This is a genomic window from Spiribacter halobius, assembly GCF_020883455.1.
Taxonomy (GTDB): domain Bacteria; phylum Pseudomonadota; class Gammaproteobacteria; order Nitrococcales; family Nitrococcaceae; genus Sediminicurvatus; species Sediminicurvatus halobius.
Window position 1 is genome coordinate 588,306 of sequence record NZ_CP086615.1, and the last position, 15,343, is coordinate 603,648.

Sequence of the window (15,343 nt, forward strand, 5' to 3'; positions counted from 1 at the left end):
GGCGTTGGCGGCCGTGGCAGACGGTCGAGCCCGCCGAACCTTAAACCTGAAGCCCCGAACTCGAAACTTCCGGCGTGTCGCGCCGGCACCCAGGCCTGATGAAGCAGAACGACCTCGAATCCCTTCTCCACCGCCTCGACGGGCGCGGCTACAAAGCCTATCGGGATCTGCTCGGCGAGCACGATTTCGGCGAGTTCCGCCTGCACGTCGATCACGTGCAGGCGGACCCGTTCGCCGCGCCCTCGCGGGTGCGGGTGCGCATGCCGCTGGAGGGCGCGGCGTTGCCCGCGCATGTGTTCGCCGACGGCGAGCGCGAGCGGGCGGCGCGGGACTGGCTGGCGCGGCGGTTTCGCGCCGAGGTGCGGCAGAGTCCGGCGCTGGCCATCGATGCCGGCGCCCAGACCGTGCTCGACCGCACCGCGGCGCTGTTCCGGGACGGCGCGGCGGAGCTGCGGTTCACCGTGGCGCTGCCGGCGCGGGGGCGGAGCATCCTCGGCCGCGCCGCGGCCAGCCTGCTCACCCGCGAGCTGCCGCGGGCGGTGCAGGCCGCACTCGGGCCCCGCGGGCGGGACGAGGCGGCGCTGCGCCGGCACTGCGATGCGGTTTCCGATCAGGTGGCGCTGCGCTCGCAGCTCGCCGCCCGGGGACTGGTGGCCTTCATCGCCGACGGGGCCGTGCTCGCCCGGCGCTCGGGCATCGACGACCGCCCGCTCGGTGACGCCGTGCCGTTCCGGGCACCGGACACGCTGCGGGTGACGCTGGAGGCGCCCCACGCCGGCACCGTGTCCGGGCTGGGCGTCCCGGAGGGGGTGACGGCGATCGTCGGCGGCGGCTTCCACGGCAAGTCCACGGTGCTGACGGCGCTGCAGCAGGGGGTGTGGGATCACCGCCCGGATGACGGCCGCGAGCAGGTGGTCACCCGCGGCGAGGCCGTGAAGATCCGCGCCGAGGACGGGCGCGCGGTGCATGGGGTCGATCTCTCGCCGTTCATCGACCACCTGCCCTTCGGCCGGCGCACCGATGCCTTCCACACCGAGCTCGCCTCCGGCTCCACCAGCCAGGCGGCGGCGCTGCAGGAGGCGCTGGAGGCCGGCGCCCCCGCGCTGCTGGTGGACGAGGACACCTCCGCCACCAACTTCATGATCCGTGACGCGCGCATGCAGGCGCTGGTGGCGAAGGACGAAGAGCCGATCACCCCGTTCATCGACCGCGTACGGGAGCTGCGCGACCGGCTCGGTGTGTCCACGGTGCTGGTGATGGGCGGCTCGGGGGACTACCTGGGTCTCGCCGACACGGTGATCCAGATGCACGATTATGCCCCGCGGGACGTGACTGCCGCCGCGCGGCGCATCGCCGAGGCCCACGCCGGCGAGCGCCGCGCGGAGGCGGAGCGCGCCCTGACCCGGCCGCCGCCGCGCCCGCTCGACCCCGCCTCCCTGGACCCCCGCACCCGGCGGGGCAAGCCCCGCATCAAGGCCGCGCGCCGTGATGCCCTGGTCTATGGCGAGGGCGAGGTGGACCTGCGGGCGCTGGAGCAGATCGCCGACGCCGCCCAGGTGCGCGCCATCGGCCGTCTGCTGGCGCTGGCCTCGGAAGCCCGGGACAGCGAGCTGTCCGATCCGGTGACGTGGTTCGCCGAACGCCTCGCCGCCGACTGGTCAGATCTGCAACGGCTCCCCGACGGCGACCTCGCCCGCCCGCGCCTCGCCGACCTCATGGCGGCGGTCAACCGCCTGCGCGCGGCGCGCTTTCTGCCGTCTTCAAGCGGGAATTAACCGCGAAGGCGCGAAGGGCGCGAAGGTAAGAGGGAAAGTTTGCTGGGGGCGCCGAAGTGCTTGGCGGCGAGGCGGCATCAGCAGCCTTTGCTTTCCAGGCTTTGCGTCTCCTTCGCGCCCTTTGCGCCTTTGCGGTAAGTCCCCGAATCCGCGTCGCAGGCCGACTATGCCGGCGGCTGGATGACGAGGCGGCGCTCCGGTTCGCTGCCGGCGCTTTCGGCGAGGAGGCGGTGGCGCATGGCGATGCGGTGCTGGAGCTGGCGCAGGGCGGCGGGGCGGGGGGTGAGCTCCACGGCGACGCCCTCGTCGCGGGCCCGGCGCACGCCGTCCTCGGCCTCGCGGACGGCGTCCTCGGCGACGGCCTCGCGCTGGCCCGGGACGACGTTGAACAGATCCTGCAGCAGGCGCCGGAGCTGGGCGGTGCTGTTGCGCTTGACCACGTGCACGGGGATATCGCGGCCCGCCATGAGGCGCTCGAGCCGCGGGTCGGCGTTGCGACCGCGCAGGGCGATCACCAGGTCCGCCCGCTCCGCGCGGTCGACCACCCGCGCCGGCAGGCGCAGCTGGCGGATCACGCGGTCCAGGGAGTCGGCGCTGATGGCGTAGGCGAACAGCCGCAGGCGGCGGCCGCCGGTGGGCGGTACCGCGCCGCTGCCCACGGGCGCGGGGTCCGGCTCCGGCCTGGCGGCCTGCTGCCCGGCCTCCCCCTCTGCGGCCGGCTCGGGCTGGCCCCGCGGCTCGCCCTGGGGTGGGCGCCCGCGCAGCAGCGAATCCACCGCCCGGGCGGTATCGCCGTGCACCCGCAGGCGCTCGCGGTCGACGATCTCCACCACCGATTCGAAGGTGGGCGGGCTGCGGCGCTCGCTGACGGTCTTCTGGGTACCCCGGGCGCGGGCCTCGTCGTCGCCGAGGGTTACCGTCTGCACGCCGCCGACCAGATCCGCCAGCGTGGGGTTGGCCACCAGGTTGGCCAGCGTGGTGCCGTGGGCGGTGGCGATGAGCTGCACGCCGCGCTCGGCGATGGTGCGGGCCGCCGCGGCCTCGGCGGCGGTGCCGATCTCGTCGACGATGATGACCTCGGGCATGTGGTTCTCCACGGCCTCGATCATCACTGCGTGCTGCGCCTCGGGGTGGGGCACCTGCATGCGCCGGGCACTGCCGATGCCGGGATGGGGCACGTCGCCGTCGCCGCCGATCTCGTTGGAGGTGTCCACCACCACGACGCGGCGGCCGCAGTCGTCGGCGAGCACCCGGGCCATCTCGCGCAGGCGGGTGGTCTTGCCGACGCCGGGGCGGCCGAGCAGCAGCACGCCGCGGCCATCCTCGATCAGGTCCCGCAGGCTGTCGATGGTGCCGTACACGGCGCGGCCGACGCGCAGGGTGAGCCCGATCACCCGGCCGCTGCGGTTGCGCAGGGCGGCGATGCGGTGGAGCGTCCCCTCGATGCCGGCGCGGTTGTCGTCGCTGAAGCGCCCGACCCGGGCGAGCACGCTGTCCAGCAGCTCCCGGCTCACGGGCTCGCTGTCCAGGTCGATGGTCTGGGCGCCCACCCGGGCCTGGGGGACGCGCCCGAGGTCGAGCACGAGCTCGAGGAGCTCCGCGGTGGGCAGCGCGCTGGCCCGGCCGTGCAACGGCTCGGGCAGAACATCGAGGAGCCGCTGCAGGTCGTCGGTCTCGGCGTGGGGCACTGCCACGGCGTCGGTCCGGGTGGCCGTTGACGCCTGCGAGTGTCGGGTGTGACGGACGGTCTTGGCAAGTCTCCGAGAGATCCTCCGCGACCTCTTGCAGGATTCGGTCGTGGTGCGTGCGCTCCCACCCGACCTCGCGCGGCAACGCCGTGCCCGCCGCCGCGGTCATGTGGGCGGGTTCCCGCTTTTGCCGGGGAGGCGAATGCAGCGAATGTAGGTCGGGAACCGCCGCAGGCGGTACCCGACATCTTCGACACCGCGGATACGCCTTGCCCGGATATCTCACGGGTCCGCGACCGCAGCCGTGAATCGGCGAGATATCCGGGCTCGGGATGTCGGGTACCGCCTCCGGCGGTTCCCGACCTACGTCTGCTTGGTACCGATGCGGAGATCCCGCTGCACGGAAGCTGCCAGCGGTGACGACGGCGAGAGCGCAGATCCCGGTTGTCGCGGATCAGCCCCGGCGCGTTCAGGGCGGAGTGTGGTGGCCTCTGCCGGGACCGTAGGCGACACGGATGTCGCCTACGAGCCTACAGGGACGTATTCACGGCGTGTCCCGGCAGAGGCCACCACACTCCGCCCAAGGCACCTGTCGACAAGCCGCTTCTGGCGGCGCGGACCGGTGAGATATGCGGGCTACGGCTCGGCAAGATCGCGGAGGTAGCGTCGCTCCCACTCCAGGATCGAGCCGCGGCGGAGGACTTCCATCATGCGGGCGTGACGGCGGCGGCGTTCGGGGAGGGGCATCGCCAGGGCCTCGTTGAGGCCGGCGGCGATGGCGTCGATGTCGTAGGGGTTGACCTGGACCGCAGCGTCCAGCTCGGCGGCGGCGCCGGCGAGCTCGGAGAGCACCAGCACGCCCGGGTTCTCCGGATTCTGGGTGGCGACGAACTCCTTGGCCACCAGGTTCATGCCGTCCCGCAGCGGCGTGACCAGACCCACCCGGGCGGCGCGGTAGAGCCCCATCAGCGAGCCGCGGGCGAAGGTCTTGTTGAGGTAGTGCATCGGCACCCAGTCCAGGTCGGCGTAGGTGCCGTTGATGTGCCCGGAGAGGCCCTCCAGGCGCTGGCGCAGCTCGTCGTACTCGACGATGGAGGTGCGCGAGGGGCTCGCGATCTGCATGAACACCGTGTGCCCGCGCCGGTGCGGGTAGTCCTGCAGCAGGTTCTCGAAGGCCCGGAAGCGCTGCGGCAGGCCCTTGGAGTAGTCCAGGCGGTCGACGCCGACGATGAGATCCCGCTCGCCGAGGCCCTGCACCAGGCGCCGGACCCGCGGCGCCTCCACGGTGCGCCCGGCGAGGTCGGTGAGCTCGTTGATGTCCACGCCCACCGGATAGACGCCGGTGCGCAGCCTGTGGTCGCGGTGGCGCAGCACGCCGTCGGTCTCGCCGAGGGCGCCGATGCCCTGACGCGCGCAGTCCTCGAAGGCGTGGCGGTCGGCCTCGGTCTGGAAGCCGAGCAGGTCGTAGCGGCAGAGATCCTCCAGCAGGCTGCGATAGCCCGGCAGGGCGCGCAGCAGCTCGTGGCTGGGAAAGGGGATGTGCAGGAAGAAGCCGATGGGCTGGCGCACCCCGCGCTCGCGCAGCTCCCGGGCCAGCGGGATGAGGTGGTAGTCGTGGACCCAGATCAGCTCGTCGCCCTCCAGCAGCGGGGTGAGGGCGTCGGCGAACAGGCGGTTCACCCGCCGGTAGCCCTCGGCATAGCTGCGCCGGTAGTCCATGGCGCCGAGGTTGAAGTGGCAGACCGGCCAGATCACCTCGTTGGCGAAGCCGAGGTAGTAGTCGTCGTAGTCCTGGCGGGAGAGGGGGAGGGTGGCGTAGTCGATGTTGCCGTGGCGCTCCACCCGGGGGCGGTTCACCGGGCCGGGGCTGAGCTTGCCGTCCCAGCCGAACCACAGCCCGCCGCGCCGGCGCAGGGCGCCGCTCAGGGCCACGGCCAGCCCGCCCGCCTGGGGCTGGCTCGCCCGCGGATTGGGCACACGGTTGGAGACGACCACGAGGCGCGCGGGCTGCCCGCCGCTCATCCGCGGGCCTCCCTGACCGGACAGGGGCGAAGGATCCGGTTCACAGCGATGCCTCCCAGGAGCGGCTGAGATGCATCGCCGAGTTTATCAGCCCCACCATGCTGTAGGTCTGGGGGAAGTTGCCCCAGAGCTCGCCGCTGGCCGGGTCCAGGTCCTCGGAGAGCAGGCCGAGGCGGGTGCGGTGGCCGAGCATGTTGCAGAACAGGCGCCGCGCCTCGTCCTCGCGGCCGATGGCGTGCAGCGCGTCGATGAACCAGAAGGTGCAGATGTTGAAGGCGTTCTCGGGGAAGCCGAAGTCGTCCGCGGCGGCGTAGCGGAAGAGATGGTCGCCACGCCGCAGATGCCGCTCGATGGCCTCCACCGTGGTGACGAAGCGCGGGTCCTCCGCGGGCAGGAAGCCGAGCTCGTGCATCAGCAGCAGGCTCGCGTCCATGGTGTCGCCGCCGAAGCTCTCGGCGAAGGCCTGCTCGCCCTCGTGCCAGGCCTCGCGGCAGATGGTGGCGTGCATGCGCTCGGCCTCGCCGCGCCAGCGCTCGGCGTCGTCGGCGAAACCCAGACGCGTGGCGATACGCCCGAGCCGGTCGCAGGCGGCCCAGCACATCATCGCGGAGTAGGTATGCACGCGGGATCGCCCGCGGTACTCCCAGATCCCGGCGTCGGGCTGGTCGTAGAGCCGGGCGGCCTCCTCGCCGAGCAAGGCAAGGCGGCGGTAGAGGCTCTCGTCCCCCGGGCGCTCCAGGCGCTCGTCGAAGAAGGCCTGGGTGGCGGCGAGCACCACCGCGCCGTAGACGTCGTGCTGGTCCTGGGTGTAGGCGGCGTTGCCGACGCGCACCGGGCCCATGCCGCGGTAGCCGGCCAGCGCCGGCGCCTCGCGCTCGTCGATTCGGCGCTCGCCGCCGATGCCGTAGAGGGGCTGCAGGCGCTGCTCGCCGGCGCCCACCACGAGATTGATGATGTAGCGCAGGAATCCCTCCATGGTCTTGGTGGCGCCCAGGCGGTTCAGCGCGTGGACCGTGAAGTAGGCGTCCCGCAGCCAGCAGTAGCGGTAATCCCAGTTACGGCCGCTGTCGGCGGCCTCGGGGATGGAGGTGGTCAGCGCCGCCACCACCGCGCCGGTGTCCTCGTAGGCGGAGAGCTTGAGGGTGATGGCGGCGCGGATCACCGCCGGCTGCCACTCGAAGGGGATGGCCAGCGAGCGGGTCCACTCGCGCCAGTAGTCCCGGGTCTGCTCGAGGAAGCGCCGGCCCATCTCGTCCACCGATTCCTTGACGCTCTCGTCCGGGCCCAGGACGAAGGTGATATCGCCGTCCACCACGAACGGCTGCTCCTGCAGCACGTGGGTAAGCGGGGCGTCGGTGGTGACGCGCAGGACCTGCTCGCCACCCAGATAGCGGACATGGTTGCTGCCGCGGGTGTGCGCTGGGGCCTCGCCGTCGTAGCCCAGCGCCGGGCGCAGGCGTGTGCGCACCACCGGCGTGCCGCGCACCGCCTCCAGGCGGCGGATGAGCAGGGTCGGGCGGTAGTGGCGGCCGAACTGGCGGAAGCGCGGGCAGAAGTCGGTGATGCGCAGCACCGAGCCGTGGGTGTCGGTGAGCTCGGTGCAGAGCACGGCGGTGTTGCGCAGGTAGTACTGCTCGCAGCCGGCGAGGTCCGCCAGCTCGACGCTGAAGTGCCCGCGGTCGGCGGTGTCCACCAGCCGGGAGAAGGCGGGCTCGGCGTCGAAGCGCGGCAGGCAGGCCCAGACCAGGCGCCCCCGCGGGTCGATCAGCCCGGCGATCTGGCAGTTGCCGATGACGCCGAGCTCGAGGCTCAGCGTGTCGTCCCCAGCCGCGCCGGCAGGCTGTTCAGCCATTCCAGTACCTCCTTGACCGAGTCCACCTGATAGCGCGCCGCGCTGCCCGGCCGCGGGCCGACCCGGATGCTGTGTCCGTTGCGGGCGTTCACCGCCCGGAAGGCGTCCTCGTCGGTGACGTCGTCGCCGATGAACACCGGGCAGCGCCCGGCAAAGGGCGGCTCGGCGAGGAACGTCTCCACCACGGTGCCCTTGTGATGGCTCGTGGGCTTGAGCTCGAGGACCTGCTTGCCGTGCTGGATGGCGAATTCGTCGCCGAGCCGGCGGCACTGCTCCGTGAGGAAGCGTTCGGCCTCGGCGGCCACCGTGGGGGCGCCGCGGTAGTGGAGGGTGAGGGCGTTGCCCTTGTCCTCCCAGTGGGTGCCCGGATGGCGGGCGACGAAGTCGGCGATGGCCGTGCGCGCCTCGCGGAAGCTTGCGGTATGGTCCACCGGCCGGTGGACGCGGCCGTGGGCATCCCGGCGCTCAAGGCCGTGGACGCCGGCCATGGCCAGGGGGGCGCCGTCGAGCAGGCGCTCCAGGCCCTCGAGGCTGCGCCCGCTGACGATGGCTACCGCGCCCCCGAACGCCTGGCCAAGACGCTCCAGCAGTCGTGGCACCTCCGGCGGCACCGCGACCCGCTCGGGATGCTCGGCGAGCTCCACCAGGGTCCCGTCGAAATCGAGAAACAGCGCCCAGTCCGCCGCTGGCGGGGGCAGGCTCTCCTGCATCGTTCGCTTTCCCCTGACCGTGCCGGCGCACCCGCAGCGGGCGCGCGGACCCCCAGTATCCTCGATCGGCCGCCCTTACGGCCAGTGCGCCGTGGTGGCTGCCCGTGTCCTGCAGCGAACACGAAAAAAGGCGCGCGGGCTGGCTTGCTCCGCGGACCCGCAAGCGGATGAACGGCCGTGCCGGGTGCGGGCCGGGGGTGGATGTGACCGGGACACGCTGTGAATACGTCCCTGTAAGCTCGTAGGCGAGGTCCCTCTCGCCTACGGTCCCGGTCACATCCACCCCCGACCCGCACGGCGGGCGCCGTTGTCGCTTCCGCGGGGTGGTGAGCGACGCGATGGCCGACTCGGTAGGTCGGCAAGCGCGCAGCGCTCGCCGACAGCCGCGCGGAGCGCGGCCGGCGAAGCGGGTAGGTCGTGCACGGCGAAGCCGTGTGCGACGTTGCCCTTGCGGTGTGCGGGGAGATGTCGCGACCGCCACGAGATGTCGCACGCGGCTGCGCCGCGCACGACCTACGACGCGATGCCCGTTACACAGGCACCCGGCGGCATAATGTTCGCGGAAGCCGGTCTCGCTCTCCGAGATGCGAGCGAAGGCTAAAACACGCTTCCGACCCGACAGCCAGGAGCCGGTTGATGCATGTCGCCATCTACAAGGGACGTCGCCGCCCGGATACCTATGTGTTCGTCACGGGGGACGAGGCACTGGCGGCGCTGCCCGATGACCTGTGCCGGGCGCTGGGCGAGCTGGAGCACGTCATGGACCTGGTGCTGACGCCCGACCGGCGGCTCGCCCGGGTGGAGGCGCGCACCGTGCTGCGGGCGCTGCTGCAGCGTGGCTGCTATATCCAGCTGCCACCACGGGACGAGCGTCTGCCGCTCGCAAAAAGACACTGAACACCGCGCGCGCTTGACCTATTCTTGCAGCAGGACCACCGGGCGCCGCACGGCTCCCGCGGCCAGGAGCGAGCGCGCATGAGCCAGTATCGTCCCCGTAACCGCCGGCGCATGGAGCGCTTCAGCGCCGACATCCTCGTCCGCGTCTATCACCGCGGCGAGCGTGTCGCCGAGTACCGTACCCACGATGTCAGTCAGGGCGGCATGGGCCTGAAGCCCGGTCGGGTCATGTTCTGGCGGGGTACCCGGCTCGAGCTGCAGCTCTTTGCGCCTACCCGCAACCGGCTGATTACCCAGCGCATCCCGGCCGTCGTGCGGTACTGCAGCAGCCGTGGCATGGGGCTCAAGTTCCGCGCCGGCGAGCTGCCGGCGCTGCGTGGCGAGGGCCTTGGCCTGGGCGAGGTGGAGCGGCGCTGACCCGCTGATCTGGCCGGGCCGCGACTGCGGTCCGGCCAGATCAGCGGGCTGCCGCCCCGGTCCTCAGTCCGCCTGGCCGGCGAGGAAGGCGGCGAGTTCCTCGTCCAGCAGCCGGCCAAGCGCCCGGGTGATGGCCTCGTTGATATAGGCCGCGTTGGCCTCGGCATCCGGTGCCGTGGGCCGGCGGTCGGTCAGCTCCGTGCGGGCCTGGCTGGTATAGCGCTGGCCGTTGTCGACGGCGCGCGCGCGAAGGGTGACGCGGGTGGCGACATCCCTTGGCAGGTCCGCGTCCACCGAGTGCTCGAGCTGCTCGATGTCGATCTGCAGGCGCGGCGTGTAGCTCTCCTCCCAGACCGTCGGCCGCAGGCCGTAGCCGAGCAGCGCCTCGCCAGCGGCGAGCTCCACCACGTAGGCGAGGTTCTGGTCGGTGATGACGCGGGCGGGGTCGCCGTCGCGGTTTTCCAGGGTACCGAGGTCCGGGTTCTCACGCGTGTCGACCACGCGCAGGGCCACCACGCGCTCGTCGCCGAGCACGGGGCCGGTCTCCGGGGGCTCCGGGCCGAGCCGGACGCTCTGGGTGGTCTGGGCGCAGGCGCCGAGCAGGGCGCTCAGCACGAGCAGGGGCAGGAGCCGAAGCAGCTTCATCACGATGCCTCCAGGAATCTCGGAGCAGGCGGTACGAGGGCGTGGATCAAGCCTGAACTCTGGGTGCGGGGGGTATGGCATTGCAAGCCCTCCGGGCAATCCTGCGCCGCCGGTCCAGTTGACGGGGTCGCCTCGGGGCACGAGACTCGGACACTCGTGCCGGCGGGGCCCCGCCGACGCCGCGGCCCTGGCCGCGCCCGCCCGATCGCAACAAGGGAAGATGAACGTGGAGCTGTCCTCGAGCCGCTTCGAGCGGCCGCTCAGGCTTGTACTGGAGGCCGTCCCGCCGGAGGTCCATCTCGGTCGCGCCGGCATGGAGGCGGTCGTGGAGAAGGTGGCCACGGTGCACTCGGCCGTGGGCCTGGACGCCGTCAATATCCCCGAGATTCGCGAGGAGCGGTCAAAGAGCGAGAAGGGGGAACGGCGCAAGCCGTTCGCGCCCCGCGTGGAGCCGCGCGAGCTCGCCTACGAGCTGCGGGAGCGCGTGGGGGTCGACTGCATGATCAACCGCGTGGTGGTGCATCTGGAGCGCGAGCGCCAGCTCGACTGGTTCCGCGAGACCTGGGAGCGCTTCGGCGTGCGCGAGTTCGTCCTGGTAGGGGGCGAGCGCAGCGATGTCACCTACCCCGGGCCGTCGGTGCCCGAGGCCAACACGCTGCTGCGGGAGCAGCTCGCGGTGCCGGGGCTGCGGCTTGGCAACATCTGCATCCCCACCCGGGTCGGCGAGGCGGCGCGCCTCGGCCGCAAGCTCGCGAGCGGCGCCGATTTCTTCACCACCCAGATCGTCTACCACGGCGACGAATTCACCGCCCTGCTGGACGCGCTGCGGGATGCCGCGCCGCCGCCGGAGCTGCTGCTCACGCTCTGCCCCGTGCGCTCGGCGCGCAATATCCGTTTTCTGCACTGGCTCGGTGTGAGCGTTTCCGACGATCTCGAGGGCTGGCTCACCGCCGGGCCGGAGAGCGTCGGCGAGCGGTCCCTTGCCCACATCCGCCAGACCTGGCGGGAGATCGTCGATCATCACCGTTCGGCGAACCATCCCTGCCCGCTGGGAGTGAGCCTCGCGCCCATCGGGCGCGTGCCCAATGCCACCACCGTGGAGCTGGCCGAGGGGCTGATCGCCGACGCCGGCGGCTGAGGGCGCCCGCAGCCGGGAGACGTTTACGGCGCAGACTCCTAGCCCGCATATCTCACCGATTCACGGCTGCGGCCGCGGATCTGGCGGGCAGTCCTGCGTTGCGCTCGGTTCGGGTGCTCGACGTACTGTCGAGTACGCCTGCGCGCCCGAACTCTCCCGCGCCTTGTCCTGCCCGCCATCTCCACGCCCTCGCGTCGCGAATCGGTGAGATATGCGGGCTAGTCCCGTTGCCGTGGCGGCATGTCGCCGCGCAGATAGTCCTCGGTGGTGAGCAGGAACAGGCGCCGGAAGAGCTCTTCGACGGCGGCGTCCGCGCCGTCGCCGGCATGGCGGCGGCGGGCCTTGGGATATTCCCAGGCCAGGCGCAGCCGGCCGGAGTGGGCGTCGACTACCTCGAGGCGGGGATTGCCGCGGTGCAGGCTCGCGGCGATGCGATAGCTCATGGCGCACTCCTGTCCGTGAATAGCTAATAGCAATCATTCGCATTAAGTGGGCTGAAGTCAACCTCCCGGCCGGCTCTGGTATCGTCCCGCTTCCCTCACTGCCCGGGGCTCGCCGTCATGGCCAACGTCACCCTTGCAGAGCTCATGAGCCGGTTCCCGCGGGCCGGTCGGCTGGAATGGATCGGGCTGCGGCCCGCCCGTCGGGAGGCGCCGCAGACACCCGTGACGGCAGAGGTGGATGCCGCGGGCCTGCGGGGTGATCGCTATGCCGGGCGCAGCGGCCGCCGCGCGGTGACCCTGATCCAGGCCGAGCACCTGCCGGTGATCGCTGCCCTGTGCGCGCCAGCCCGCCTATCTCACCGATCCACGGCTGCGGGCGCGGATATGGCGGACAGTCCTGCGTTGCGCTCGGCCCGGGTGCTCGACGTACTGTCGAGTACGCCTGCGCGCCAGGGCTCTCCCGCGCCTTGTCCTGCCCGCCATCTCCACGCCCTCGCTGCGCGAATCGGTGAGATATGCGGGCTAGAGATCGCCGACCCGGCGCTGCTGCGGCGCAACCTGGTGGTCTCCGGGATCAATCTCTGGGCGCTGCGGGACCGCCGGCTGCGGATCGGCGATGTCGTGCTGGAGGGCACCGGCCCCTGCGATCCCTGCTCCCGAATGGAGGAGGCGCTGGGCGAGGGTGGCTACAACGCCATGCGCGGGCACGGCGGCATCACCGCGCGGGTCATTGCCGCCGGCACGCTGGCGCTGGGCGCGCCGGTGACCGCGGAGGCCGCGCCGGAGCCGCGGTCGTCATGAGCACCGCCACCGGCAGCGCCCTGGTCTCGCCGGCACGGGCACGCCTGCTGCTGCTGGCGGTGGTCCTGCTGTGGGGGGCCAACTGGCCCGTGATGAAGGTCGGTCTGGAGTCCATCGGGCCGCTCACCTTCGCCGCTACGCGCATGCTGCTCGGCGGTGCGACGCTCGCCGTCGTGGCGGCGCTGCAGGGCCAGCTGCGGCTGCCGGACCGGGCCGACTGGCCGGTGGTGTTCGGCGTCGGGCTGCTGCAGATGGCGGGGTTTCTGGGGCTGGTGAACCTGGGCCTTCAGTACGTGCCAGCGGGGCGGTCCGCCATCCTCGCCTACACCACCGCCATCTGGGTGGTGCCCCTGGCGGCCATGCTGCTCGGCGAGCGCCTCGCGGGGCGTCGGCTTGCCGGCTTCGTGATCGGCATAGCCGGAGTCGGCGTGCTGTTCAATCCCTTCGGCTTCGACTGGACCGATCGGGCGGTGCTGCTGGGCAACGGGCTGCTGCTGCTGGCCGCGCTGCTCTGGGCGATCCTGATCGTGCAGGTGCGGGGGCATGCGATGCGCGGCTCGCCGCTGTCCCTCGGCCCCTGGCAGTTCGCGGTGGCCGCGCTGGTGCTGACGCCGCTGGCGCTGCTGCTGGAGGGCACCGCCTCCATCCGCTGGAGCCCGCAGCTCGCGGTGATCCTCGCCTACAACGGGCCGCTGGCCACCGGCTTCTGCTTCTGGGCCATGATCACGGTCACCCGCGCCCTGCCGGCCATCACGACTTCGCTCAGCTCCCTGGCGGTCCCGGTGACGGGCATGCTCCTCGCCGCCGTCACCATCGGCGAACCCCTCACCGTCACCAACCTCGCCGGCCTCGCCCTCATCCTGGGCGGCGTCGGGCTGGTGTCGGTGCCGCAGTCGCGCTGACGCGGCGGAGCGGATGGCGGCGAGCTGGAAGATCAGGCGGATAACTCATATCCGTCCTTCCGGAATGCGTATCCGCGGTGCCGCAGGAGAATTCGAGGCGGTGCACGGTGCACGCGCCTCGGGGTGTTCCGCGGGCAACCCGGCACCGGGCGCACGGGGGTAGTTGCAGATGGTCAAGCTCGCAGACACCCATTCCAAGAGCCTGCCGCAGCCGGTAAAGTCCTACGAGGCGTGGGGACCGGCACCACACCTCTACCACTTTGAACCTTGAACTTCGGACCTTGAACTAAGCCCCCCATGGACCCGATGATCCGCACGCTTCGCATCGTTGGCTGGGTGTTCCTGGCGATTGCCGTGAACGTCGTCGCCTGGGGTGTGGGCACCCTCTGGCTCGAGGCCGGGCCGGCGGGGATCCAGGCGCTGCTGGACCCGGCCAACGCCGTGGTCTGGATCACCACCCTGCTGACCTTCGCCCCCGCGGTCGCCAGCTTCTACGCCGCCTACCTGCTCAAGCGCCGCGAGCAGGACGACTGATCGGCCCTCTGCATGCCGGCACAACCTTCCCCGGGTTGAGGCGCCCGTCCGGGTCCAGGGCGGCCTTCAGGCGGCGCATCAGGTCCTGCTCCACCGGATCCTTGAGGCGCGCGACCTCGCCCGGCTTGAGGAGGCCGATGCCGTGCTCGGCGGCGAACGAGCCTTCCAGCTCCAGGGCCACGTCGTGCACGCGGCGGGTGAAGGTCTCCCACTGCGCGAGGAAGGCCTGCGGATCGGCCCCTTCCGGCTGGCTGAGGTTGAAGTGGATGTTGCCGTCGCCGACATGGCCGAAGGCGCATACGCGCACGTTCGGGTCCAGCTCGGCGACGGCCGCCGTGGCCTGCTCGATGAGCACCGGGACGCGGGAGACGGGCACGGAGATGTCGTTCTTGATGCTGGCGCCGGCCCCCTTCTGTGCCGGCGGGATCTGGTTGCGCAGGCGCCAGAGGGCCGCCGCCTCCGCCGCATTGGCGGCGATCCGCCAGCGCCGGACCGGTGCCGCGGGGTCGTTCAGGGCCGTGCCCAGCAGACCCGGCAGGTCGTCGTGCACGCGGCTGCTGGTCAGCTCCACCAGCAGATACCACGGGTGCACCTCGTCAAAGGGCTCGGCGCAGCCCTCGCCGTGCGCGATGGCCATGGCCAGCGGCGTGCGGCCCATCAGCTCGCAGGTGGTAACGGCGTCGGCGCTCGCGCCGCGCAGCTGGCCGAGCAGGGCGACCGCCGCCTGCGGGTCGTCCAGGGCCACCAGTGCGGTGGCGCGGTGGCGGGGCGCGGGGAAGAGCTTCAGCACCGCGGCGGTGATGATGCCCAGGGTGCCCTCGGCGCCGATGAAGAGATCCCTCAGGTCGTAGCCGCTGTTGTCCTTGCGCAGGCGGCGCAGGCCGTTCCAGACGCGGCCGTCCCCCAGCACCACTTCCAGGCCCAGCACCAGATCGCGGGCATTGCCGTAGCGCAGCACGTTCATGCCCCCGGCGTTGGTGGCCAGGTTGCCGCCGATCTGGCACTCGGCCTCCGCCGCGTAGCCCAGCGGGAACAGCCGGTCCACCTCCGCCGCCGCCTGCTGCACGGCGGCCAGGGTGCAGCCGGCTTCGGCGGTGAGGGTGAAGTCGTCGGCGTCGACGCGGCGGATGCGGTCGAGGCGCTCCAGCGAGAGGATGACATTGCCTGCTTCGGCCACGGCCCCGCCACAGAGCCCCGTGTTGCCCCCCTGGGGCACGACGGCGGCGCCATGTTCGGCGCACAGGCGCACGGTGGTGGCCACGCCTTCGGTATCCCCGGGGCGCGCCACCGCGACGGCCGCCCCGGCGTAGAGCCCGCGGCGCTCCCGCAGGTAGGGCGCAATGGCGTCCGGCGCCGTCAGCACGGCATCGGCGCCGAGGGCACGGGTGAGACGGTCGAGTAGCGCGGGCGCGGTCATTCGGGTGTGTGCCTTCATTCAGTGTGTGCCCAGTTTACCGGCCGTCCGCCCGGGCGCCGAGCGGGTTCGATGCAGCGGTGCTGCGGCCACACGTCGAGTCTC

The 15,343-nt window shown here is 71.9% G+C and carries 14 protein-coding genes; 7 read left to right on the top strand and 7 right to left on the bottom strand.

The features are described from left to right. Window positions 1-98 precede the first annotated feature (98 nt). Window positions 99-1,775 (top strand): ABC-ATPase domain-containing protein, encoded by a 1,677-nt coding sequence (locus tag LMH63_RS02690; RefSeq protein WP_109679038.1) that lies wholly within the window; start codon window positions 99-101, stop codon window positions 1,773-1,775. A gap of 164 nt (window positions 1,776-1,939) precedes the next feature. Here LMH63_RS02690 and LMH63_RS02695 read toward each other — a convergent pair whose 3' ends face one another. The 4 genes from LMH63_RS02695 to otsB all read right to left on the bottom strand — a co-directional run bounded on the left by LMH63_RS02695 (window position 1,940) and on the right by otsB (window position 8,047). Then, complete coding sequence (locus LMH63_RS02695; RefSeq protein ID WP_229332702.1) at window positions 1,940-3,469, bottom strand: AAA ATPase domain-containing protein; 1,530 nt, start codon at window positions 3,467-3,469, stop codon at window positions 1,940-1,942. Between the two features lie 630 nt (window positions 3,470-4,099). Continuing rightward, window positions 4,100-5,485, bottom strand: coding sequence for an alpha,alpha-trehalose-phosphate synthase (UDP-forming) (locus tag LMH63_RS02700; protein ID WP_109679039.1), 1,386 nt, complete (start codon window positions 5,483-5,485; stop codon window positions 4,100-4,102). A gap of 40 nt (window positions 5,486-5,525) precedes the next feature. After that, window positions 5,526-7,337 carry a glycoside hydrolase family 15 protein gene (locus LMH63_RS02705; protein ID WP_109679040.1) on the bottom strand — a complete coding sequence of 604 codons (1,812 nt, stop codon included), beginning with the start codon at window positions 7,335-7,337 and terminating at the stop codon, window positions 5,526-5,528. Further along, the gene (gene otsB / locus LMH63_RS02710) at window positions 7,295-8,047 is read right to left on the bottom strand and encodes a trehalose-phosphatase (protein WP_109679041.1); all 753 of its coding nucleotides are present in this window, start codon (window positions 8,045-8,047) and stop codon (window positions 7,295-7,297) included. The genes LMH63_RS02705 and otsB overlap by 43 nt, the downstream gene beginning before the upstream one ends. 636 nt (window positions 8,048-8,683) lie before the next feature. Between otsB and LMH63_RS02715 the strand changes: the two genes are divergently transcribed. Together LMH63_RS02715 and LMH63_RS02720 are read left to right on the top strand one after the other, a co-directional pair. Further along, complete coding sequence (locus LMH63_RS02715; RefSeq protein ID WP_158280392.1) at window positions 8,684-8,944, top strand: YcgL domain-containing protein; 261 nt, start codon at window positions 8,684-8,686, stop codon at window positions 8,942-8,944. 78 nt (window positions 8,945-9,022) lie between these two features. After that, window positions 9,023-9,361: a PilZ domain-containing protein gene (locus LMH63_RS02720; protein WP_109679043.1), complete on the top strand. Its 339-nt coding sequence runs from the start codon at window positions 9,023-9,025 to the stop codon at window positions 9,359-9,361. Between the two features lie 63 nt (window positions 9,362-9,424). On the opposite strand, the gene LMH63_RS02725 is transcribed toward LMH63_RS02720, so the two are convergent. Then, a complete protein-coding gene (locus tag LMH63_RS02725) occupies window positions 9,425-10,006 on the bottom strand; it encodes a YajG family lipoprotein (RefSeq protein WP_158280393.1) in 582 nt (193 codons plus the stop codon). A 220-nt stretch (window positions 10,007-10,226) separates the two neighbouring features. On the opposite strand from LMH63_RS02725, the gene LMH63_RS02730 reads away from it, so the two are divergent. Then, a complete protein-coding gene (locus tag LMH63_RS02730) occupies window positions 10,227-11,144 on the top strand; it encodes a mycobacterial-type methylenetetrahydrofolate reductase (RefSeq protein WP_109679089.1) in 918 nt (305 codons plus the stop codon). Window positions 11,145-11,362: 218 nt separating this feature from the next. On the opposite strand, the gene LMH63_RS02735 is transcribed toward LMH63_RS02730, so the two are convergent. Beyond that, window positions 11,363-11,587: a hypothetical protein gene (locus LMH63_RS02735; protein ID WP_109679045.1), complete on the bottom strand. Its 225-nt coding sequence runs from the start codon at window positions 11,585-11,587 to the stop codon at window positions 11,363-11,365. 117 nt (window positions 11,588-11,704) lie between these two features. On the opposite strand from LMH63_RS02735, the gene LMH63_RS02740 reads away from it, so the two are divergent. The 3 genes from LMH63_RS02740 to LMH63_RS02750 all read left to right on the top strand — a co-directional run bounded on the left by LMH63_RS02740 (window position 11,705) and on the right by LMH63_RS02750 (window position 13,824). Then, on the top strand, window positions 11,705-12,388 hold the full coding sequence (locus LMH63_RS02740; protein ID WP_109679046.1) for an MOSC domain-containing protein: 684 nt from the start codon (window positions 11,705-11,707) through the stop codon (window positions 12,386-12,388). After that, window positions 12,385-13,290, top strand: a complete 906-nt coding sequence (locus LMH63_RS02745; protein ID WP_109679047.1) for a DMT family transporter — start codon at window positions 12,385-12,387, stop codon at window positions 13,288-13,290. The genes LMH63_RS02740 and LMH63_RS02745 overlap by 4 nt, the downstream gene beginning before the upstream one ends. A gap of 297 nt (window positions 13,291-13,587) precedes the next feature. Then, on the top strand, window positions 13,588-13,824 hold the full coding sequence (locus tag LMH63_RS02750) for a hypothetical protein (protein WP_109679048.1): 237 nt from the start codon (window positions 13,588-13,590) through the stop codon (window positions 13,822-13,824). Here the strand turns inward: LMH63_RS02750 and LMH63_RS02755 are convergent. After that, window positions 13,799-15,241, bottom strand: a complete 1,443-nt coding sequence (locus LMH63_RS02755; RefSeq protein WP_109679049.1) for an FAD-binding oxidoreductase — start codon at window positions 15,239-15,241, stop codon at window positions 13,799-13,801. The genes LMH63_RS02750 and LMH63_RS02755 overlap by 26 nt on opposite strands. Window positions 15,242-15,343 lie beyond the last annotated feature (102 nt).